The organism is Bacillus sp. LBA3-1-1.1 (assembly GCF_040676495.1).
Taxonomy (GTDB): domain Bacteria; phylum Bacillota; class Bacilli; order Bacillales; family Bacillaceae_G; genus Bacillus_A; species Bacillus_A nitratireducens.
In genome coordinates this window covers 143,034-164,887 of record NZ_JBEGIB010000018.1, presented here as the reverse complement: position 1 = coordinate 164,887, position 21,854 = coordinate 143,034, and the positions used below count along the sequence as shown (strand labels likewise).

Genomic DNA, 21,854 nt, shown 5'->3' with positions numbered 1-21,854 from the left:
TGAGAAAAAAAGAAGGGAACGTTCACACATGTATCCATTCAAAGTGAAATTAACACTTGACTTCACATGTGATTCATGTCAAAAAAGGATAGATAATAGCGAAATTCCTGCTACATCTATCCTCTATTTCAACACTATGATTTTAACTTTATAAACGTAATTTCCGGCAATGTTTGCATATGCTGAATAAATGCATTCTTTTCTTCTGACGATATATTTTTCAATTACATTCCTACCTTATAAACTATTTCTGTATCTTGCTGTAAAGCTTCAACTTCATATGAAAGTATTGGAATACCTTTCACTTGTAGCGTCTCTACTATTTGTTGTACCGCTTCCTGCTTATTTATACACATTTGCACTGTTATATTTTGCGGAAATAAAAATTGCACCTTAAAAATACGACTTACAATCTCTAAACCAATCAAAACGAGAATCATCGCTCCAATCCCTACAACATACATACCTGCTCCAATTGCTAGCCCTATTCCTGCTGTAGCCCATAAACCAGCCGCTGTCGTTAATCCTTTCACTGCCTGCTTTTGAATAATGATTGTACCTGCACCTAAAAATCCAACTCCACTAACAACTTGCGCTGCAATCCGGCTCGGATCAAGAGCCATATGTTCTTCAAACACAATATCCGAAAAAGCATATTTCGAAACGACCATTATTAAAGCACTCCCTACGGCTACTAAGAAATGTGTTTTTAATCCAGCTTCTTTTGAGCGAATTTCCCTTTCAATACCGATTATCGCCCCTAACAAACCAGCAACACCGATTCGTATAATAAAATCAATATGTAAGCTCACGGGCACTTCCCCCTTTTATTCATTATAGAGAGATAAAACAAAAATTATCACATGCATCTATCCATCGATATAAAAGCATTTTATTAAAATACATTTAATATCCCAGTTATTTATGATAATATTTTAAATATTATCATAAATAAAACAACCTACTTCTCATACAAAAACCTTTAAAGTTCAACGTCTAACTTATTTCCAGTTAAAAATGGCATATGAGTTGCATGAAATGAGGTTGAGAAAATCAGAAAACGCTTTCATTTTATATCATAATTTTTGTGAAATAAAACATAAATAAAAGGAGCTTACTAACAATGAACGTCTCTTTACTTACACCTACTACTGATTTACAAGAAGAATACTTAGATTTTTATAACGAATGGAAAGATAGCGGTGAAACGATGATTCCATGGGTTATTTCAAAAAATCCTTCTAATTTCACGGCAATGATTCAAGAATTACACGACGCACATAACGGAATAAATATTCCTGAAACTTGGGTACCAGATTCTACTTATTGGCTCGTGACAGATGAAAATAGAGTTGTAGGAGCTGTTAATATACGTCATAGTTTAACTGATCATCTATTTAACGCTGGTGGTCATATCGGTTATGGCATTCGCCCTTCTGAAAGAAGAAAAGGTTATGCTACGAAATTACTAGAGTTATCACTAGAAAAAACGAAAGAATTAAACATCACGAAAGCACTTGTCGTTTGCGACGAAGTGAATACTGCTTCAGAGAAAACAATTTTACATAATGGTGGTCTTCGTGATGAGGATTTTACTGAAGAGGATGGTAATGTTGTGAGAAGGTATTGGATTGAGCTATAAATAATCAAAAACAAGCCAGAAAGTGATTACACACTTTCTGGCTTGTTTTATCCCGCGTTAACGGGCATTACAACTCCCACCTCAAAATTCAGCTAGAACAAAGAAGTTAGGCAAGAGATTAACTGCCCATAAACGCCCGATTGGTTTAACTAATAATCAGTGTGGATGAACAAAACCCCCACTGATTAAAGTTTCACTTTATACTGCTTCTATTTCAAACTGGACTGTAATACCACTTGGGTCTACTACAGTAAATCCATTTGAAGTTTCATTTATTTCATGTTGTTTTTCTATTAATCTTTCTTTCACCTCATCTAACGCTTCTTTATGAGGTAATACGATCGTATACACCTTCAGTCCAGTTGCATGTGCTGGTGGATGTGGATTATTTACCCCGTTCCACGTATTTGCACCAATATGGTGATGATATCCACCTGCTGAAATAAATAAGCAATCATCTTCACGCTGCTGTACTTCAAAGCCTACTGTTTCTACATAAAACTCATGTGATTTCTCTACATCAGCTATTCGTAAATGTACGTGCCCAACGACAGTATCAGCAGGTAATCCATCAAACTCATAATCAACGAGCGTTGCTAGTTCTTTTAAATCAAGTGGTGTACTTCCTCCTGGTCCTTCTCCCCACTGATTTCGAGAACGGTCTGCATAAATCTCGATACCATTTCCTTCTAAATCTTGTAAATAAAACGCCTCACTATACGTATGATCGCTTGCGCTATTAAATCTTGAAATTGGCAAAATTTCATTTGAATATGTATAACGTCCTTCTTGCTCAGCTGGACTATCAATTACGTTCTTATTACGAAGCACACCAAATAATGCCGAAGCAAAAGCCTCACGAGTCGGGACCAAAAAGGCAACATGATATATACCAGTCGTACGTGGTTCTTGTAACACTACATCCTCTAATTGCTCAAGAACAAGTAACGTATTCTTACCACCTTTTCCTGCTAAATATGCTTTATTCCCCTCTTGCTTAATTATTTCTAACCCTACTACATTCTCATAAAAAGCAATTTGACGTCCTAAATCTTTAACTTTAAATTCCACATGACCAATATGTGTTTTCGGATGAATTTGTACCATGAATAACTTCCTCTCCTAGTCCTTTATTTCAAAATAAATTAACATAGCCGTTACTATGAAGGATACAACTAAAAACACACTATGTAAATAAGAAAAATCAGAATTAATAGTTTTTGTGGGCCGTTAATAAAAAAAGCCATCTCCTCTGAAATTCAGAAGAGATGGCTTCTTTTATAGAAACTATAAATCTTTTACTTTATTATCTTTTAACTAAATATTTATTTCATCTTATGTACTTCAGCAACTAACTTTCCGCCTTGTATGCCCATATAAAGCTTAACAGGCGCATCATTTGTGTTTTCAAATACTAAATCTAAATATGGATACGCAATTGTAGCATCTCTTCCCTGAGGGACATAACCTACTGTTTTAGAATGTGTAGTTCTCTCTACCATTTTCAAACCAGCTTGATCTGCTGCATTGTATAGAGTTGATGATGTTTGACAAACGCCACCACCATAACCATCTACTAATTTACCATCTACAATCTCTTTACCTAATTGATATCCTTTATCTGGCGTTGTATCACCGATTAATGCATTGAAAGAGAAACTGTCTCCTTTTGCTAATACAACTCCATTTATGCTCGCTGCCGACAAACGAATATTCTCAATACGGCCACCTGCTGATCCACCTAAATTCGTTTCATATCTACCAATTACCGTGCCACTTCCTTGCGCATCACTTAATGTTGCGATAGGTTTTTTCTCAACAATAGGTAATTGATATGAAGAATCCCACATACCTACGTTTAATAGTTTATCTACTAATTCTTTTTCCATTAATTCATAAGAAGGTTTTCCTTCTTGCCAACTTCCATCAGGAGCTATACGTGAAGGAACCATCTTTTTGTCAACGCTTTTCCCAACTTCACTTGCAACCTTCGTTACCGATTTTTTGAATTTCGCTTCATCTTCAAAATAACCTAAGCTCGATAAGTCTAATTTTTTCACTTCAGTACCAGTACGCGCATCAACCAAGCTAATTGAATCCTGTACATCAGCCTTAGCCTCTACAACGTTCCCACCAATATCACTCACTAATGCCACATCACTTACTTTTGCGCCACAACCACTTACTACAGCTACGCATAGTACCCCTACTAATATACCCTTTACTTTTCGGAACAATATACTCTCTCCTTTTCCCCAACATTATTTCTTAAGTTTTATTTCATTTTATGTATGTTTTGTTACAATCATTTTACAATATATTTAGAAAATGTTACAAGTTGTTTTTTACTCTATCTAAATTACTCTTTTCTTTTGTAAATGTCTATACATATTTATATAAATTTTTGAGTTTGATAAGATTGTAACTTTTATGTAACCTATCTCTATCCAGTATATACCATTTAACGGATGAAATACAATTGTAAAACTCTTTCATTTCACCTCTTTATTCACCTACATGCTTCATAAAACGTAATGCTGATTTCACATATATGATCATTATTAAACAACTGAAACCAACTTTTTATAGATCAAAAAAATCAATCCATTCAGCGCATCTAGGTATTTGCCGTGCCACTACTCCGCTTTTGCACATACATTATGATGAATTTAACCTATTTTAAAGAAATGGAGGATGTTTTATGTACCCCTACAATCCATACGATCCATATAACCAAAATGCTTATCAGCCTCAATATGATTTACAAGCACAATACCAACAATATATAGATCCAGTAGAACAAGTTAATCCATATGATCAAAATCGACAATTCCAACTTCCAATCTCTTTTCCTGGTGCTGGAAACCGTCAACTAGAAAGACGAGTAAATGAGCTTGAGCAAAGAGTACGTCAATTAGAAAACACGGTTGAGCGTCATACACGTAGATTAAACCGCTTAAACCAACGTTTACGTACAATAGAAAACAGACTAAACATTCCATTTTCAGCATTAGAAGACGGATTTTAATTTCGAAAACTAAAAAATATATAAGGAAGGGACTCCCCCTTCCTTATATAAATTGACGAAAGTTTTTTACATCTCTATACTGATAAGAGTTAATGAAATGAAACAAGGTGATAAAAATGGATTTTGAAATAAATTTTCTTTCCTTTTATGTAGTACAAGTAGAAGGAAAAGGTGAAGCAGTTGATAAACGCTATAAACATTTTCAAACATTAGACGCTGAAGAATATGAAGATAGCTCCTTAAAAGAATTTTTGAATGGTGAATTATTAAAAATTTCAAAGCGAAAAGTAGAACGTCACGCAAAAACGGAACAAGCCCCAACCAAAATTGGTCGCTTTATTGTAGAAGAAGGACATGAACTTGATTCAAACCCTCATTACAACCTTTTTAATCGTATTCGCTTTGCGGAAACAAAGGAAAACTTCAAAGATATGAGCGAGCCTCTCGTTTATACATATCTTGACACAAGTGCTGTACGCGGTGGTGTATTTTTAATTGCGCAAGCAAAACTACGTAAATACTTTGATGATCCATTCGTTTTCGTTATGAAATGTGACTTCGAGCCGAAAGTCGCTTCTATTTCCGATGAATCCACACTGATTCGTAACGTCGAAATGGCCATCACAACAAAAAACATGAAATCTATCCAATATCCGTACATGCCTGAAGAAGGTATGGTGGAGCCTGGCGAACTAAAAATACACCAAGCATCACACGCCCGCTACTTTGAAGACTTCTTAAAATTCGTCGAATACGAACGCTCTATGCCTGAAATTATGAAAACACAAGTAATGGACATGGTATACGACCAAATTGAAGATGTATTTGAAGAAGGTACTGAAGAACGTGAACAGTTCGACCAAGCGATGGAAGTATGGGCTGCCAGTCCGAAACGCGAAATTATGGAACAATTTTCAACAGAAGAAGTAATGGAAGCTACCGCTCAAATCGTTGAGCATGCTCCTGAAGTGGAATTAAAGTTAAAAGCAGATCATATCTCTGTGAAGGCCCTGCTTGCTGATTTCGGAGACTTAATACATATCGCAAAGGTAAACGACCGCTATGTATTAATGATTGAGGCTGACACACTTACGTTTGAAAAAGGCTTCTCTCCCATTGAGTTTCTGAAGCCGGATGAGTTGCAAGACGTAATTGAGCGGATTGAGAATAAGCAGCAGTATTCTTATGATACGAACGGGATTGAATAAATGCTTCCATATAATTATTTTTACTAAGCGCTTTTAACAAGCGCTCTTTTATTTTGGACATAGTTAACATTTATATTAAAAACCGATTCTACTAAGAATCGGTTTCTCTGCTTTATACAAAATATGCTTATTTTTAATCCAAGATAACATTTGTTGCAGCGTCAAGTAGATTTCTTCCTTGTTGTACAAGCGTATTTCCATTAGAGATATCCGCTTCAATATTTCTAGTTGACCAAGTCCTTCTATAAGTTTTTGGTGTCCTTTTAGTCACTATGTATGTTGGTAAAATGAAAATTTCACTTCACTACCTCAAATTTATTGTACTCGTAAAAAGATAATTGAAAACGATATTTTGGATGTTCTCTCACCCAATCGTAGGCTTCTTCTAAAATATCCATTTTGTTTTGTGAGTCATTAAGTTCACTACATTCATCCCTTTTCTGTTCGCATAGAGGGCAGAATCCATTCACTATCTCGGCACTCATCGTACGAATAGTTTTACTTTCTAAGTCAACTAACAGACGAAGAATAAGAGAATGTTCTGCTTTTGTAGTCACCATCATTTCAGCAATTCTATCCTCATTCCAAAAGACACCGTTTAATTCCATCTTTACGTTGACATCTTTGATATCCAAGTTTATCACTATCACATCTCCCTTGTATAAAAATCTTATCTTACTCTTCAATTTTAATCGTTAATACCCCACGGTTTAAAGATATGTTAAGCTTTTTCCAATTCTTCTTCTTTGCTATAAGAGGAAGTGTAATTACTGCTAAAAGTAACGTGAATATTACACCAAAAACTAAAACGGTTAAAATATTAAAGATCGCTTCCATTTAACTGTCCACTCTTTCATTTCTATGAGTTCTTATTTTATTAATACATTTTACAATTCTTACTACGCCTTTATTTTCAAAGCAATTATAACAACAAATTAATTTTTATTTAATATGAAGACTTTATCCACCGTCAAAGCGATAAAATTAAATTTATGTAGTTAGAAATGGAGGAGAATCTCATTTAACCTCTGTATTCTCCTCCATCTCAGCCAAATACCTAAGTTGCCGCTCTGCCTTTCTCACTGCAGTAGGAAAGTGTTTTTTTAGAAGTTCTACTGCAGATTCACTTATATAATATCTTTCCGTTATACTTTCCCACGTGTCACTATTTTCAAATGCACTCCATACAAAAGGACGCTCTGCACTTTTTTTCATTTCTTTAAATGCCCATTTTCGCATCTTTTTTTTCGCTTTTTCTGTTAGTTTTCCGTTCTTTACAAGTTCAAGCTCACCATGTCTCTTGTATCGCCTATTAATATCTCTCTCACTATATGCTTTAAGAAATATATTCGCTGTATTCTCAGCATCTGCGAAAGCACGATGTTGCCTACCTTCCCATGTTAAATCAAGCTGCTCCACTGCAAATTGTAAACTTGGTGTGTGCTCAAATAATTCTTCATACGCTTGGAAAACAAATTTTTGCACATCAAATCTGCTCTCTTTTTCCATGCATGGGCATTCTACACCATGCAATGTGCAATCGTGAGATAGAAAACGATAATCTTCTTTTCCCCATGAAATAAATATAGAATCTTCTCCGATAAACTTAATAAATTTCTCTATAATTTGAGGGAACTTCTCTACACCAATTAAATCTTTCTTTGTAATTCCAGTTAATTTTGTTGTATGACGAGTTAATGGGGCACTTGGTTTTACTAACTCTGAAAATTCTCCAATAATCTTCATTGTACTCGCATCTATTTTTACAGCTCCAATATCAACTATTTCTGACGGATCTTCCGATTTATACGGCCTAAAATTCCTTTCAATATCAAACACAATGAAATGTGTAGCGTTTTTCAATTTATTTACCTCTTTCTAAATTCCTTTTCACACAAATACTTTATTTTCAGTATTTATTTATTAATGTACTTTATGCATGAAATACCTCGTGTAAAAAAACAAAAATTCAGTCTTATTATCATATGTACATTGGAGGATATTCAATAAGAACGCAAAAAAAAGAAGGGCAAGCCCTTCTTTTTTTCATAATTACTTCTTGTTTACGTTTGTAGCTTGAGGTCCACGGTTACCTTGTTCTACTTCGAAAGTAACTTCTTGACCTTCTTCTAAAGATTTGAAGCCGTCGCCTTGGATAGCTGAGAAATGAACGAATACGTCTTCTCCGCCTTCAACTTCGATGAAACCGAAACCTTTTTCTGCGTTAAACCATTTTACTTTACCGTTTTGCATTTAAAAAATCCTCCTACAATGTACCTATATGTACATATTCATTTTCAACCACTTTACAATAATACGTCATAAATTAAAAAACTGCAACCCCCCGAAGGAGATTTAACATTGCTACCCCCTTGGAAGTTACAGCTCATTTAAATCTCTATATTATTAAAAGTAAAATGGTTTAAAGTAACTATATCATATCAATATAATAAAAGTAAAGTTTTTTTAAGCTATACAGCTTTTTTCTTCCATTGCATCGCTTTTAATTCACCTGATCCAGCTACAACATAGTCTTCTTTTTCATTCACAATGCGCCAACCATGCCCTTTAACCGAATCACATACTGTAACAATTCCTTCTTCCAGAAGCACACGGCAAACAGTGCTAATTCCCGCCTTATTTTGCGTTGACGTTGTATATAACACATGTTGATCTACACTTAAATCTAAATAGCTACTAGCTTTTTGTTCACTTTGACATGTATGCCAACATATTTTTTCATTCTCAATACTATCATCTATTTTACAAAAAGAAATATTCCCACTAACTCCCTTGCACGATCCACTTGCCGCTACTAAATAGGAATTATGTATAGTCAACGCAGAAATCATCTGGTTCATCGCTATTTTAATCCTTTTTAATTTACCTGTCTCTAAATCAAAAAGCCAAACACCACCATATTTAGTATGTATTTTCGTACCGATAAATAAGTAATGTTTATATAAAAATAATGATCGAATAGATGGTGCCTCGCTATCGTAATTAAGAAATGGCTGAATAGTCTCCCATGTGGAACCAAAATTATTAGAATGATACAGTGTTTTATCTCCATGAGCAATTACTGTTCCATTTTCATTACTACATACATTCCAGCTCGTTGCTTTCGTTGGAAAGCGCTGGATCGTCCACGTTTCTCCACCATTCATACTACGAATAAAAACTCCTTCGTCTCCTACTCCGTAAACTACGTTATCTTCACTATGTAAATCTCGAATTCGTTTTTGGAATCCAGTTAAAATCTGTTTCCATTCTCCATCTTTTTCAATGAATAAACCATTATATGTAGTAGCTAACAAAAGCTTTCCATCTCTTAACTTTGTAATAGCAGTTGCACTTAACATTGTTTCCACGTTGACACTCCCATTCTTAGAACTTCTCAGCAAAAGCAATTGCAAAATCACTGCATTTTTCAACGTCTTCTTTATCTTCTGGAGCTAATTCAATTTTCAATCCTTCTTGTACAAGTTCTGCCCCGCATTTTACAAGACGTTCTTCAAATATCGTTACTGCTTCACAAAACAGTTCATACGCCGTATCACCTGATCCAAAAACAGCCACTTTTTTCCCCGTTAAATCTATATTTTCTAACTCATCATGGAAATCTTCCGCTTCAAATGGTAATTCACCATCACCCCACGTATAAGATCCTAAAATGATTCCATCATAAGCTAATAATTCTTCAGCATCCATACCTTCCATCTCTTGTAATACTACTTCATGATCAAAGGCATCTAAACTTACTTTAATTAAATCAGCAATACTCTCTGTATTCCCTGACATACTTGCATACGCTATTAAAATTTTCGCCACTTTGGCATCCCCCTCTTACAATAAATGATTCTCATTCTCATTATATTAATAATGAGAATCAATTTCAATTATATTTTTTGCTATTTTATTTAATTCCATAAAAAAAGAACAGATGACTATACAATCATCCGTTCTTCTTTATTACTTTTTAAAAATACCAAATGGTTTTCCAACTGGTAATACAACTTTTCCGAAGTGTGTATTTAACACGGCTGCTGCTGAACCATAGAAAGATAATAATGAAATACATAGCTCAGAATACGCTGCTAAATTATGCATTGCGTGTGGCATAACACCTAAAGTACTTAATGAAAGACCGATAAATAAGAAATCAATAAGGACGAAAATCATAAATAATACTTTATGTGTTTCCATTGCACCAATTGTCATAAAGATCGTGAAAATCAAGTATCCGATAAAGGCTACACCAAGCTGTTTTGAATCTGCAGTTTGGGCTAATTTTTCGCCAAATACTCCAAGTTGAATTAACCAAGTCATTCCAACACCTAACCAAAATAGGCCGTACGCACCAAATGCTGTTGTACCGAACGTATTGTTGTGCTTTGCATCGTGAATGCATGCAAAGATTTGTGCAAATCCTCCTAAAAAGATTGCCCATGGTAATACAAGTGAAACGCCATCTGTTAAGCCTAACTTTTGAGACGATGCTACAAGTGTTACCATCGCTAATCCAAATAGACCGATTCCAGATGGATCTGCTGTTGTCATTTTCACATGATGTGTAGTAGTTTGATTGCTCATATAAACCTCCTGATTATAAACATACTCGAATACAATACTTAAATCAGAAGGCTATGTCAATGGTTTTTTTTGTATGTTGTCAGACCTTATATTCCATAATAATCGAATACACATTTGGCCACATCATAAGGTTTTACATTTAAATTTGGCAACTCATTTATCGGCGTCCATATTGGAATATAACTCCCTCTATCTTTCAGCTCGAATTCCTCACCTTTACCACTTCCGAACACTCCATCTATAATATGGGCATTATAATAATACTCCGTACCTTTATACTCCACCTTTGCGATCAGATTCTTCACTTGTATATGTACCCCTAATTCTTCATAAACCTCTCGCTTCGTTGCTTCTTCAGGTGTTTCTCCTTTTTCAATTCCCCCGCCCGGAAAAACAAAATACATTTCATCTTCTCGAACACGTTTTATAAGAGCGATTTTACCGTCCTGTACAATAATAGCTGCACCACGATTTCTTCTCACTTTATTACCTCAACACCAATCGCAACTGTTCCCCATTCATTTTCTTGTTCTTTCGTATATATTTCGTATGTACTTTCTAACATTTCTTTTATACTAAGTTCTTCACAATCAAATAATTTTTTATCAATTTGTTCGTACATTGCTTTAAAGCTTTCGTATCGTTTTATCTCCGTTACTTTTACAGCCATCGTTTCTGCTGTCGTAAGGTTCGTAAATACAATTTCATCGTCTTGTTTTATAAGTTGACGTTTTTTATCGTATAAGCGTACTTCATATACTTTTTTTCCTGATTGAATTGACTGAAAAGGTTTATTATATAATCCCATTTCGTATCTCATACATTCCACTCCCTTTTATTCATCTTGCCTACTAACATTTTTGCACATTACTATTTCATACAACATAGTTCGCCTTACTTCACCTTGCATATAATGTTCCATATCCATTACTTTCTTTAGAGAGGATGCTAAAATTGGTATGTTATATTTAAATCAAAAACCTGAATATAATAAATATGATATCGGTGATTATACTTACAGTCTACAAATGTCGTTCCGTTCGGAATACTATCTTGTAATACAACGTTTTCTGCACTTCCTGTTCCTGTGTTCGGGACCGTAATCGTATAGGTTAGAGTATCCCCTACCCCTGCAACTGTTCTATTAACCGATTTAACAGGATTAATGATTGGACCTGTCGCATCAATTTGAACACCAAAACCAGCTGCAGCGTATCCATCTCCATTTGTGACAAAGCGAACAGTTGCTGACGTCTGATTGTTTACTAAAGAAGATGAGGCATCTACATTCGTAATATCCCACCCTTGTCTTCGGACCGCTAAAGCGATTCCTAACGGCTGATTCAAATCTCCAAATGTGCCGCTCGTATCTAGATTGCCACTATCATTACAAATTTGTGATTGAAAGAAATTATTCACGGGGTTTCTCGGTCCGAATAATGCGACTGTAGCATTTGCATTCGGTCCAAAGCGAAGCTGGTCTCCAACAATGTTAGAATCACCTTCTTGAGCAGTTACGAGCACTCTTCCTGTAACAGCTCCTGTTGCTGGAGTAGCAAATCCTGAAATAGTAGCATCAACTGGCGGGGATGAAGCATCGATAATTTCTTGACCTGCATATACTGACAAATTCCGAAGTGGTAAACTTGCATTTTGATAAACTACCTCAAGCGTCCAGCCAGCTGAACGACTGATTGTTGGATCAGCTGAAGTTCTTGCAGCTGGCACGGCACCTGTTGTATATGTGCCTGCCCCACCTGCACTTACAAGATTCGTTACATTAGCAGAGCGAGCATAATAAAACTGGTTTCCTACCGAACCTTGCTGCGCGGTAGCAGGGTCTGGCGTAACTGAAAATGTTCCTGCTGGTGTTGTAAATGTAATATTATCATTTAAAAATGGTAATACATCTTCCGTATCAGTCCGGAAAGTACCAGCCCAAACCAACTCTGCATACAAAATATTACTCCCTGCCGGAAGGTTTAAAATTGCACTTGAAGAATTCAATTGCCAGTCATCCGTTGTTCCTGCTGGAAATCCTGGTACTTGTAACGACGTATTTACTGTCGTAAATACAGCAAGTGTACCAAAAATATTACCTGGCGCAGGCGATGTAGGACTAATTCCCAACGTATTCCCAGTAAACGTGACGGCACCAGTTACTGTTGTTGTAAAGCGATTCAAAAAAGGCACGTAATCATCTCATTTCATTTATAGTAAAAAGTGCTCTATACTATAAAATGTAGACAAACTATGAGTGTACGTTGTCCAAAAAAATTCCGCACATACGAGAGGAGTTTATAAAACTATGCGCTACGTTATCATAACAGGAACTTCACAAGGTTTAGGTGAGGCAATCGCCGCGCAATTGTTAGAAGAAAACACGAGTATCATCTCTATTTCTAGAAGAGAAAATAAAGAACTTACTAAACTCGCAGAACAATATAACAGCAATTGCATTTTCCATTCCTTAGATCTTCAAGATGTACATCATTTAGAAACTAACTTTAACGAAATCATTTCATCCATTAAAGAAGACAATGTATCTTCTATTCATTTAATTAATAATGCGGGTACAGTTGCACCTATGAAGCCGATTGAAAAAGCAGAAAGCGACCAATTCATTACAAACGTTCACATTAATTTACTTGCCCCTATGATTCTTACATCTACGTTCATGAAACATACGAAAGACTGGAAAGTAGATAAACGCGTTATTAACATTTCATCTGGCGCAGGAAAAAATCCTTACTTTGGCTGGGGCGCTTATTGTACAACGAAAGCTGGCGTAAATATGTTTACACAATGCGTAGCGACTGAAGAAGAGGAAAAAGAATATCCAGTAAAAATCGTCGCTTTTGCACCTGGTGTTGTGGATACAAATATGCAAGCACAAATTCGCGAAACAAATAAAGAAGACTTCACAAATCTAGACCGCTTCATCACATTAAAAGAAGAAGGAAAGCTATTATCACCTGAATATGTGGCGAAAGCTATTCGTAGCTTACTAGAAACAGAGGACTTCCCGCAAGGTGAGGTAATTCGAATTGATGAATAACAAAAAGGCACGCTATACTAGTGTGCCTTTTCATTCTACTTCTCTAAAAATAGAAGTACAGACTCCATAATCTGTTCATAACCGATTTCTTGATAAATTTTATTCGATGTTGGATTTGCCAGGTCAGTATATAATGTCGTTGTTTTGTAACCTTCATCTAACATACGTTGACTAAGTGCAGCTACACAATTTGATGCGTACCCTTTTTTCCGTTCTTCTTTCGGCGTATATACGAAATTAACTGTTATATTATTTGTAGTTGGTCTTGTTTTTGCAGCTACAGAGACTAATTTCCCGCCAACCTCCAGACCAAATAGACGGTTGGTAGTTATTAATGTATGCGCGGTTTGTTTCGCTTCCTCTTTCGTAGTAGGTAGCTTCACGTCTTCGCAAAATTGATATATCCATTTTTCTATTAATGGTAGCTCATCACTATTTATCGTACGAAAAATCCCATCCTCGTTCCACTTCTTCTTTACTCGTTTTAATTCATATACACCTTGCCCCATTCCAACTACAATTTTTTTCTGTTCTAATATCGCAATCTCTTCAGCTAACTTCGGTATGACTTTCTTATTACCAATGAAACCAGGAATATCCGGATATACTTTCATTAACTCCTTTGCAAGTTCCACTATATCCTCTTCCGCAATTTCAGAAGTTGCAACAATCATTTGTTTCTCCACAGTTTGAAGAAACACAATCGTAACTTCTTCTCCTCGTTTCGCTACCGCCATAAATATCGGTTCTTGAACAACTTGTAAAACGCCTAATATTAAATTATTTGCCTGCTCATTCTTTTCTAAAAATGGTGTAACATCTTCTTTAAAACGGAGAACCTCTTCATATACGTTTAATTGAATCATCGACAATCTCTTCCCTCGATTTATATTTTAATTAAGTATTGGCGATTAATTCATTAAATCCTTCTTTTACGATTCAATAATATTTGAAACTAATGTGCTCAAATCATTTTCAGCATGCAACACTCTCTTCTTTTCCTTCTCAAATATCTCTTCTTCTTTTCGAAAAGATTCTTTGCGTTTTTGAATCATACGCTCCATCTCTTTTTTACTCGGACCACCATATACATTTCTTTTTTGAATAAAAGCTTCTGGTGATATAATTTCTTTCCACTCTTCTTCTAATAAATTTACTCTTAACTTTTCTTGCAAGTACATATTTACTTCTTTGAAATCTAATTCATGTAATTCTTTCTTCTGCTGCATAGACATATTCGCAATCGTACTTGCTGCATGATGTGCATGCCGAAATGGTATTTCATAGTTTTTTGTTAAAACATCTGCGAAATCTGTAATCGTAATCGCGTGTTTATATGAACGACTTTTTAACGTTTCTGCTTCTACTTTCATCGTTCGAATAACTGCGTTCATAATACAAAAAACACGAATCGCCTTTTCGATTCCTTTATATAAATACGGCTGCAAGTCATCCTCCGTATCGACAATATCGCCAAATGGTGTATTATGAATCATTTGAAATACAGTAAAGGCTTCCCCTAAAGCACTACTCGTAATAGCGCGGGCATGTTCAATTGAAACAGGATTTCGTTTTTGCGGCATAATACTACTTATTTGCACATATGGCTTCGCTACAGTAATCCCATCATATTCTTTCGTCGCTAATAGTAAAAAATCATGAATCCATCTACTCGTGTTCGTCATAATAACCATTAGCAACGAACTAACTTCTAATAAATAATCCGCCCCAGCGACAGCATCATATGAGTTCTCAATTACATTTATAAATCCCAGTAGCTGTGCCACTCGTTCTCGCTTAATCGGGAAACTTGTTGTAGAAAGGGCAGCTGCCCCCATTGGAGAATGATTTACAAGATGATACGCTTTTCTCGTTCGTTCTAAGTCTCTTTGCATCGTATCGTAAATCGCCAAAACATAGTGACCAAATGTTGTTGGTTGCGCTGGTTGTGTATGTGTATACGCAGGCATAATTGTTTCCATATGTTCCTCAGCGAGCTCCAGCATACTTTCTTGCAGCAATAAATGATGTTCCATTAACTGTAATACATATTGCCGCAAACTCATGCGATACATCGTTACACCCATATCATTTCTACTCCTACCGATATGCATATTACTGACAAATTCACACTTTGCTTCTTGAGAAAGTAAATGTTCAACTAAGAAAAAAAGATCTTCATGTTGCTCTGTATATAGCAACTGATCCTTTGGAATTGCCCCTACCTTTTTAAGGGCTGTTAATATAACTTTCGCTTCTTCTCTTTTCATTAACTTTTCTTCAGTTAACATAATAATATGTGCCCTATGCACTTGAAACATTTCTTTCAATAAATAATTACGCTGAAAATCAAATACATGCTGTAATACACAATCCACATATGTTTTCCCAGGGAAATCAGCGCCTTCACTCTTTATAAACTCTTCTTTACTCTGTTTCATCACCTTTTCCCCTCCCACCTAAGTATTACTACCCATCATACCCAGGGATGGAAAAAAAGTGCTTGTACGTAAAAATAAACTCGGCGCTCATAGCACCGAGTTTATTTAATAAAAGTCGCATCATACTTATCACTTTGCAATACTTGGAAATGTAAATTTGCTAAATGTTTACGTATTTCAGCACTGTCATCTTCATTTAAATTATTTGCCAAGAAAACAATTTCTGTACAGTTTCCGCGTTTATCCATTGCATAAACTGCTTTAGTTACCGTCCATGGTGTATAACCATTCTTTTGCCCGGCATGCCTGAATGTTTTACGATATTTCTTCGCACTCATATCTGTTTCAACGATATTCGCCCACACTTTTTCCTCCGCTTCTGTAAGACCACCTTGATGATTGGCCTTTTGAAGCAGTACCATATAATCGTTAGCGGAAGCAGCAGGCAATCTATCAGACCAAATTTTATCATATCGTTCCTCTAAATAAAGAGGAATTTCCTTCTGTAATAATGGTCCCTTCTTTTTTAAGCGTTCATGAATAATCATAGCATATTCACGATATTGCTCTTGAGACATTTCTTTTAACTTTTTCTCTATTTTATATTTTGGAACATGTAATTCTTTATGCAAATATCCCGGAATGTATAAAGATGAAACAATCGGAAATAGCGGTTGATGTGCAGGAAGCGCTAAACTTTGTAAATTCCGATTAATATTGTCTAATCCTAATACCTCCATTAAATATTCAGTATTTGCATTAGAACTAAACTTAACCATTCCTTTTGCAACTTCTTCTAAAGAAACCGCTCCTTCAGTTATCTTTTCTTTTTTTTGCAAGTAACTTTGCCATCTATCTTGTGCACCACCATCTGTACTCGGCACATAATAACGATTCACATCATTAATTGAAACGAAACTAGACGGATCGATTTTCCCCTCTGTAACTTGTTTCGTATATTCAAGCGCCACAATTAACTTCATCGTACTAGCAACTGGCAATACAACATCTGGATTTACAGAATACACAACTTTATCATTTCTCTTTACTAGAAGAGCGCTATTTTTTTCATCTTTATGTTCTTCAATAAAGGATGCTATGTACTGCGCATCATCATTATTTGAACTCCACACTTTTTTCACTAAAAAGTTACCCGATATCAGCAAAACAAAAATACCCACAATCACTGCGCATACCATAGTTTTTTTCAAGTAAAATTCCTCTCCTATTGTGTAACTCTTCTCTATTTATCTCTTAAACACAAAATAATGGAGATGATTATTTAAATAATCATCTCCATTATTTTAACTTGTATGCTCCTATTATGTCTACGTCATAATTTTCACGAAATCTTCAAGAAACTTTTTATAATGTAATGACCAACCAATTCTCACCCAATTTTTCAATGCTTTCGCATCAGGTTGCGGGCGAAAATCAGCGATACTTTCTCCTTTTGCAACTCCAACCGTATCGACATCAACACGGCGATACACGTAATCTAAAAGAGATGGATTTGCCGCTACCATCATTGTAACAACGTCATGTACTGGACTACCTGTTATTTTGGGATTTAACTTTTTATAAGCTTTATAATAATACGTAAATATCGGTTCGATTAACTTATTAAAACTTGTTTTAGAGTGTTTCGTAATATATTTTACCATCTCTGGTGTAATAATTGCTTCGGATGTAACGTTAAGCGGCACTACTGTCACATTTTTTGCATTTTGCATAACTAATTGTGACGCAATAGGATCACCATGAAAATTCGCCTCCGCGACTGGTGTAACATTACCAGGCATTAAGAAAGCACCGCCCATTATATAATACTCTTTCACATACTTCATCATCGGTTTTTCTAAAATAAAAGCTGTTGCCAATGTTGTTGACCTACCAGCATCAACAATAATTAATTCTCCTTTATACTTTTCAAGAATATCGAAAAATGCACAAAAGGGTTTTATATTTGGTGAAAAAGCTTTTGGGGGTTTAATAGGTCCTAAGCCATCTGCGCCGTGAATTTCTGGATAATACGTCACAAAATCACCAGACAAAGGTATTTTAGCACCATTAATAACAGGTATATCTTCCCTGCCAGCTATTTGCAATAAATACGCCGCATTACTCGTCGCCTTTTCCTGCGTTACATTCCCATATCCAGTTACAACTCCAACGATATCAATATCAGGATGCAACAATCCATACATGATGGCTAAAGAGTCATCAATTCCCGGGTCTCCCAAAAACAACACTTTTTTCATCGACCTCAACTCCATCCCCTCAGTTGTTATTAATTTATGAATAGCCATGGATATACAGAATAGAAAAGAACAAATTTATACGAAAAACGTAGTCCTATATGGACTACGTTTTTCTTCTAACTTATACTGTTTTTTTTCACAACACTCATACTTCCAATGATGTAAGCGATAAACGCCAAGCAAATTGGGAAAACAACTGTATGTATACCAAATGGATTAGGGAAGCAAAGATGAATTAACATATAGGAGCCTACTCCAACTAGAATAGATGCAAGAGCTCCAGTTGCATTTCCCTTTCTCCAATATAAACCTAGTACAATCGGCCAAATGAACGCCGCTTCTAAACCACCGAAGGAAAATAAATTTAACCATATTAAAAAATCTGGTGGCTTAATAGCTGCAGCATATACGAGTAATCCTACGATACCAGTAATCCATAGACTACCTTTCTTTATCGTACTATCTGCTGCATCTTTATTTATGTAATTCACATATATGTCCTTAATAATTGACGAACTTACAAGTAAAAGTAATGAGTTTACTGTAGACATTATCGCTGCCATTGGTGCAGCTAAGAAAACTCCAGCTAGCCAAGGTGGTAACACTTCCATCGCGAGTAGCGGCATCACTTTATCCGGTACCGTTATACCAGGAAGTACTACTCGTGCAAATACACCAGTTAAATGCATACCAATCATAATTGTACCAACGACAATCGTCCCAATGATAAGCGCTTGATGCATAGCTTTTGAATTTTTATAAGACATAGCACGCACACTAATCTGTGGTAACCCAACGACTCCGATTCCAATTAAAATCCAAAACGATGTCACATATGATTTCGTTAAACTGCCATCTGCTCCGAATGGTGTAATTAAATTCGGATTAATTTGAATGAGTTCCTGCATAATCTTTTCAACTCCACCACCAGCAATGACAGTAGCAATTAAAATGATTGTTGTTCCGACTAACATAATGATTCCTAATAACGTATCTGATAAAGCAACTGCACGAAACCCACCAATTAGCACGTACACAAGTACAGAAAATGTAAATAAAAATAATGCCGTTGTATAAGAAAGTCCTGTTAGTGACTCAATTAATCGTCCGCCACCAACCCACTGGGCTACTGTTGCTGAGAACAAAAAGATTATAATACATAACGCAGAAAGAACAACTACCGCTTTATTATTGTATCTGCCCTTCAAATAATCAATAAGCGTAATTGCTTCCATCTTCCTAGCGATAATAGCAAACTTTTTACCGATAACCGTTAAAACGATATATCCTGTTACAACTTGAATCGCTGATAACAACACCCATCCAAGACCCATATTGTAAGCAATACCAGGCCCGCCGATAAAGCTACTTGCACTACCGTACGTAGCAATCATTGTCATAGCTAATAATAAGCCGCCGAGCTCACGTCCACCAAGAAAATATTCTTGTAAAAATTTATTATTAGCGGTTGCTTGTACACGTCTTGATGCATATACACCAATTAAAAACACAACGATAAAAGAAATTATCATTGGGATTATTACATACCAATTCATCTATCATTCCTCACTTTTTTCTTCCTCATCGAGTGAAATATCTTGAAATAAAAAACGAACAACTAAAATAAGCAAAATAACCATTACGATAAATCCAACGATACAGCTATAAAAAAACCATGCTGGAAAACCTAATACATATGTATATTCACTCGGATCCTTACTTCCAAGCCCATAAGCAAATCCATACCATATTATAAAATTAATAATAGCTAATCCAAGACCAATTAACGCTTCTCTATGGGCAACTCGAAAGCGTGGATCATCATGATAATTCTTCATTTTCTCCCCCCTCTCACGATGTATAATTGTACCACTGTTCTTCTAGTTTTTCCTACTAGAAAACAAAAACGCGCAGGATTTTTTGTAATTATATAGAATACAATGTTTCATTACATATTTTTTACAATTGTAACGAAAATGAAATTTGAATTTTCAGTATTTATTATTTATGATTTTAAGTAGAGGCTTTTCATCTAGTTTCCACATCCTTGATTTCGGAATAAACGCCGTCTCGTACTGCGTTTAAATTATATTTTCAAGGGGGTTATACAATGAGTCAACTAGCTGTAAATCTTCATGAAAAGGTAGAAAAATTTCTTCAAGGCACAAAGAAATTATATGTGAACGGAGCATTTATTGAAAGCGCTTCCGGAAAAACGTTCAAAACACCTAACCCAGCAACCGGCGAAACACTTGCCGTTGTTTCTGAAGCTGGTCGCGAAGATATTCATAAAGCTGTCGTTGCAGCTCGCATGGCTTTTGATGAAGGACCTTGGTCTCGCATGAGCACTGCTGAGCGAAGCCGTCTTATGTACAAGTTAGCTGATTTAATGGAAGAACATAAAGAAGAGCTTGCACAGCTTGAAACGTTAGATAACGGAAAGCCAATCCGTGAAACAATGGCAGCAGACATACCACTTGCAATTGAGCATATGCGCTATTATGCTGGCTGGGCGACGAAAATCGTTGGTCAAACAATCCCTGTTTCTGGTGATTACTTTAACTATACACGCCATGAAGCTGTTGGTGTTGTTGGTCAAATTATCCCTTGGAACTTCCCACTTCTTATGGCAATGTGGAAAATGGGAGCAGCGCTTGCTACAGGATGTACAATCGTTTTAAAACCTGCAGAACAAACTCCACTATCCGCTCTATACTTAGCTGAATTAATTGAAGAAGCTGGATTCCCGAAAGGTGTTATTAATATCGTTCCTGGATTCGGTGAATCAGCTGGACAAGCTCTTGTTAATCATCCACTCGTTGATAAAATTGCATTTACTGGTTCTACTCCAGTCGGTAAACAAATTATGCGACAAGCATCTGAATCATTAAAACGCGTTACACTTGAGTTAGGCGGTAAATCACCAAATATCATCTTGCCAGATGCTGATTTATCTCGCGCGATTCCTGGTGCACTTTCTGGTGTTATGTTTAACCAAGGACAAGTATGCTCTGCTGGATCACGCTTATTTATTCCGAAGAAAATGTATGATAATGTCATGGCTGATCTCGTCCTCTATTCTAAAAAACTAAATCAAGGTGTCGGTCTTAACCCTGAAACAACAATCGGTCCTCTCGTTTCCGAAGAACAACAAAAACGTGTAATGGGCTACATTGAAAAAGGGATTGAAGAAGGCGCTGAAGTACTTTGCGGAGGAAGTAATCCATTCGATCAAGGCTACTTCGTTTCTCCTACAGTATTCGCTGACGTAAATGACGAAATGACGATCGCAAAAGAAGAAATTTTCGGTCCAGTTATTTCTGCAATACCTTTTAACGATATTGATGAAGTAATTGAACGTGCAAATAAATCACAATTCGGCTTAGCGGCTGGTGTGTGGACAGAAAATGTTAAAACTGCACACTATGTTGCAAGTAAAGTACGTGCTGGTACAGTATGGGTAAACTGTTATAACGTCTTTGATGCAGCATCTCCATTCGGAGGATTTAAACAATCCGGTCTTGGTCGTGAAATGGGATCTTACGCATTAAATAACTATACAGAAGTGAAGAGCGTTTGGCTCAACTTAAACTAACGAAAAAGAACCTGGCCTATCCGGTCAG

At 35.9% G+C, this 21,854-nt stretch carries 22 protein-coding genes and 3 pseudogenes; 6 read left to right on the top strand and 19 right to left on the bottom strand.

The features are described 5' to 3' along the window. Positions 1-134 precede the first annotated feature (134 nt). Positions 135-812 (bottom strand): annotated as a pseudogene (locus tag MRBLBA3_RS15670) (MgtC/SapB family protein). 311 nt (positions 813-1,123) lie between these two features. Between MRBLBA3_RS15670 and MRBLBA3_RS15665 the strand changes: the two are divergent. Then, positions 1,124-1,642 carry a GNAT family N-acetyltransferase gene (locus MRBLBA3_RS15665; protein WP_212087572.1) on the top strand — a complete coding sequence of 173 codons (519 nt, stop codon included), beginning with the start codon at positions 1,124-1,126 and terminating at the stop codon, positions 1,640-1,642. Between the two features lie 198 nt (positions 1,643-1,840). Here MRBLBA3_RS15665 and MRBLBA3_RS15660 read toward each other — a convergent pair whose 3' ends face one another. Together MRBLBA3_RS15660 and MRBLBA3_RS15655 are read right to left on the bottom strand one after the other, a co-directional pair. Beyond that, a complete protein-coding gene (locus MRBLBA3_RS15660) occupies positions 1,841-2,749 on the bottom strand; it encodes a VOC family protein (RefSeq protein ID WP_363382080.1) in 909 nt (302 codons plus the stop codon). Positions 2,750-2,967: 218 nt separating this feature from the next. Further along, positions 2,968-3,879 carry a VanW family protein gene (locus MRBLBA3_RS15655; protein WP_000488981.1) on the bottom strand — a complete coding sequence of 304 codons (912 nt, stop codon included), beginning with the start codon at positions 3,877-3,879 and terminating at the stop codon, positions 2,968-2,970. A gap of 464 nt (positions 3,880-4,343) precedes the next feature. Between MRBLBA3_RS15655 and MRBLBA3_RS15650 the strand changes: the two genes are divergently transcribed. Together MRBLBA3_RS15650 and MRBLBA3_RS15645 are read left to right on the top strand one after the other, a co-directional pair. Continuing rightward, on the top strand, positions 4,344-4,670 hold the full coding sequence (locus MRBLBA3_RS15650; protein WP_212087578.1) for a hypothetical protein: 327 nt from the start codon (positions 4,344-4,346) through the stop codon (positions 4,668-4,670). Positions 4,671-4,786: 116 nt separating this feature from the next. Then, positions 4,787-5,878 carry a DUF3900 domain-containing protein gene (locus MRBLBA3_RS15645; protein WP_363382077.1) on the top strand — a complete coding sequence of 364 codons (1,092 nt, stop codon included), beginning with the start codon at positions 4,787-4,789 and terminating at the stop codon, positions 5,876-5,878. 296 nt (positions 5,879-6,174) lie between these two features. Here the strand turns inward: MRBLBA3_RS15645 and MRBLBA3_RS15640 are convergent, their stop codons facing one another. From MRBLBA3_RS15640 to MRBLBA3_RS15600, 9 genes are all read right to left on the bottom strand, one after another. Next, positions 6,175-6,522, bottom strand: coding sequence for a hypothetical protein (locus tag MRBLBA3_RS15640; RefSeq protein WP_363382074.1), 348 nt, complete (start codon positions 6,520-6,522; stop codon positions 6,175-6,177). 31 nt (positions 6,523-6,553) lie between these two features. Then, positions 6,554-6,715: a hypothetical protein gene (locus MRBLBA3_RS15635; protein WP_212087582.1), complete on the bottom strand. Its 162-nt coding sequence runs from the start codon at positions 6,713-6,715 to the stop codon at positions 6,554-6,556. A 180-nt stretch (positions 6,716-6,895) separates the two neighbouring features. Continuing rightward, the gene (locus tag MRBLBA3_RS15630; RefSeq protein ID WP_363382071.1) at positions 6,896-7,741 is read right to left on the bottom strand and encodes an exonuclease; all 846 of its coding nucleotides are present in this window, start codon (positions 7,739-7,741) and stop codon (positions 6,896-6,898) included. A 189-nt stretch (positions 7,742-7,930) separates the two neighbouring features. Continuing rightward, positions 7,931-8,131: a cold shock-like protein CspB gene (gene cspB, locus MRBLBA3_RS15625; protein ID WP_001179147.1), complete on the bottom strand. Its 201-nt coding sequence runs from the start codon at positions 8,129-8,131 to the stop codon at positions 7,931-7,933. A gap of 218 nt (positions 8,132-8,349) precedes the next feature. Further along, positions 8,350-9,249: a WD40/YVTN/BNR-like repeat-containing protein gene (locus MRBLBA3_RS15620; protein WP_363382068.1), complete on the bottom strand. Its 900-nt coding sequence runs from the start codon at positions 9,247-9,249 to the stop codon at positions 8,350-8,352. Between the two features lie 16 nt (positions 9,250-9,265). Then, positions 9,266-9,709, bottom strand: coding sequence for a flavodoxin (locus tag MRBLBA3_RS15615; RefSeq protein WP_001062757.1), 444 nt, complete (start codon positions 9,707-9,709; stop codon positions 9,266-9,268). Between the two features lie 141 nt (positions 9,710-9,850). Next, the gene (locus tag MRBLBA3_RS15610) at positions 9,851-10,471 is read right to left on the bottom strand and encodes an acetate uptake transporter (protein WP_000070943.1); all 621 of its coding nucleotides are present in this window, start codon (positions 10,469-10,471) and stop codon (positions 9,851-9,853) included. An 86-nt stretch (positions 10,472-10,557) separates the two neighbouring features. After that, on the bottom strand, positions 10,558-10,953 hold the full coding sequence (locus tag MRBLBA3_RS15605) for an NUDIX hydrolase (protein ID WP_363382065.1): 396 nt from the start codon (positions 10,951-10,953) through the stop codon (positions 10,558-10,560). Then, positions 10,950-11,291 carry an ASCH domain-containing protein gene (locus tag MRBLBA3_RS15600; protein WP_363382063.1) on the bottom strand — a complete coding sequence of 114 codons (342 nt, stop codon included), beginning with the start codon at positions 11,289-11,291 and terminating at the stop codon, positions 10,950-10,952. The genes MRBLBA3_RS15605 and MRBLBA3_RS15600 overlap by 4 nt, the downstream gene beginning before the upstream one ends. A gap of 139 nt (positions 11,292-11,430) precedes the next feature. Between MRBLBA3_RS15600 and MRBLBA3_RS15595 the strand changes: the two are divergent. Next, positions 11,431-11,493: pseudogene (locus MRBLBA3_RS15595) on the top strand (antibiotic acetyltransferase); the annotation flags it as partial. 1 nt (position 11,494) lies between these two features. On the opposite strand, the pseudogene MRBLBA3_RS15590 reads toward MRBLBA3_RS15595, so the two are convergent. Continuing rightward, positions 11,495-12,664, bottom strand: a pseudogene (locus tag MRBLBA3_RS15590) (DUF11 domain-containing protein); the annotation flags it as partial. Between the two features lie 115 nt (positions 12,665-12,779). Here MRBLBA3_RS15590 and MRBLBA3_RS15585 point away from each other — a divergent pair. Then, positions 12,780-13,529 (top strand): (S)-benzoin forming benzil reductase, encoded by a 750-nt coding sequence (locus MRBLBA3_RS15585; RefSeq protein ID WP_001271035.1) that lies wholly within the window; start codon positions 12,780-12,782, stop codon positions 13,527-13,529. Between the two features lie 35 nt (positions 13,530-13,564). Here the strand turns inward: MRBLBA3_RS15585 and MRBLBA3_RS15580 are convergent, their stop codons facing one another. From MRBLBA3_RS15580 to MRBLBA3_RS15555, 6 genes are all read right to left on the bottom strand, one after another. After that, a complete protein-coding gene (locus MRBLBA3_RS15580; protein ID WP_363382060.1) occupies positions 13,565-14,401 on the bottom strand; it encodes a GNAT family N-acetyltransferase in 837 nt (278 codons plus the stop codon). Positions 14,402-14,461: 60 nt separating this feature from the next. Then, positions 14,462-15,970: an argininosuccinate lyase gene (gene argH, locus MRBLBA3_RS15575; RefSeq protein ID WP_363382396.1), complete on the bottom strand. Its 1,509-nt coding sequence runs from the start codon at positions 15,968-15,970 to the stop codon at positions 14,462-14,464. 101 nt (positions 15,971-16,071) lie between these two features. Next, positions 16,072-17,181 carry a serine hydrolase gene (locus MRBLBA3_RS15570; RefSeq protein ID WP_363382057.1) on the bottom strand — a complete coding sequence of 370 codons (1,110 nt, stop codon included), beginning with the start codon at positions 17,179-17,181 and terminating at the stop codon, positions 16,072-16,074. A gap of 117 nt (positions 17,182-17,298) precedes the next feature. Next, complete coding sequence (locus MRBLBA3_RS15565; protein WP_000756441.1) at positions 17,299-18,231, bottom strand: nucleoside hydrolase; 933 nt, start codon at positions 18,229-18,231, stop codon at positions 17,299-17,301. Positions 18,232-18,347: 116 nt separating this feature from the next. Then, positions 18,348-19,787: a sodium/pantothenate symporter gene (gene panF / locus MRBLBA3_RS15560; RefSeq protein ID WP_363382054.1), complete on the bottom strand. Its 1,440-nt coding sequence runs from the start codon at positions 19,785-19,787 to the stop codon at positions 18,348-18,350. 3 nt (positions 19,788-19,790) lie between these two features. Further along, positions 19,791-20,069: a YhdT family protein gene (locus tag MRBLBA3_RS15555; RefSeq protein WP_002014357.1), complete on the bottom strand. Its 279-nt coding sequence runs from the start codon at positions 20,067-20,069 to the stop codon at positions 19,791-19,793. Between the two features lie 272 nt (positions 20,070-20,341). On the opposite strand from MRBLBA3_RS15555, the gene dhaS reads away from it, so the two are divergent. Beyond that, positions 20,342-21,826 carry an aldehyde dehydrogenase DhaS gene (gene dhaS / locus MRBLBA3_RS15550; protein ID WP_363382051.1) on the top strand — a complete coding sequence of 495 codons (1,485 nt, stop codon included), beginning with the start codon at positions 20,342-20,344 and terminating at the stop codon, positions 21,824-21,826. Positions 21,827-21,854 lie beyond the last annotated feature (28 nt).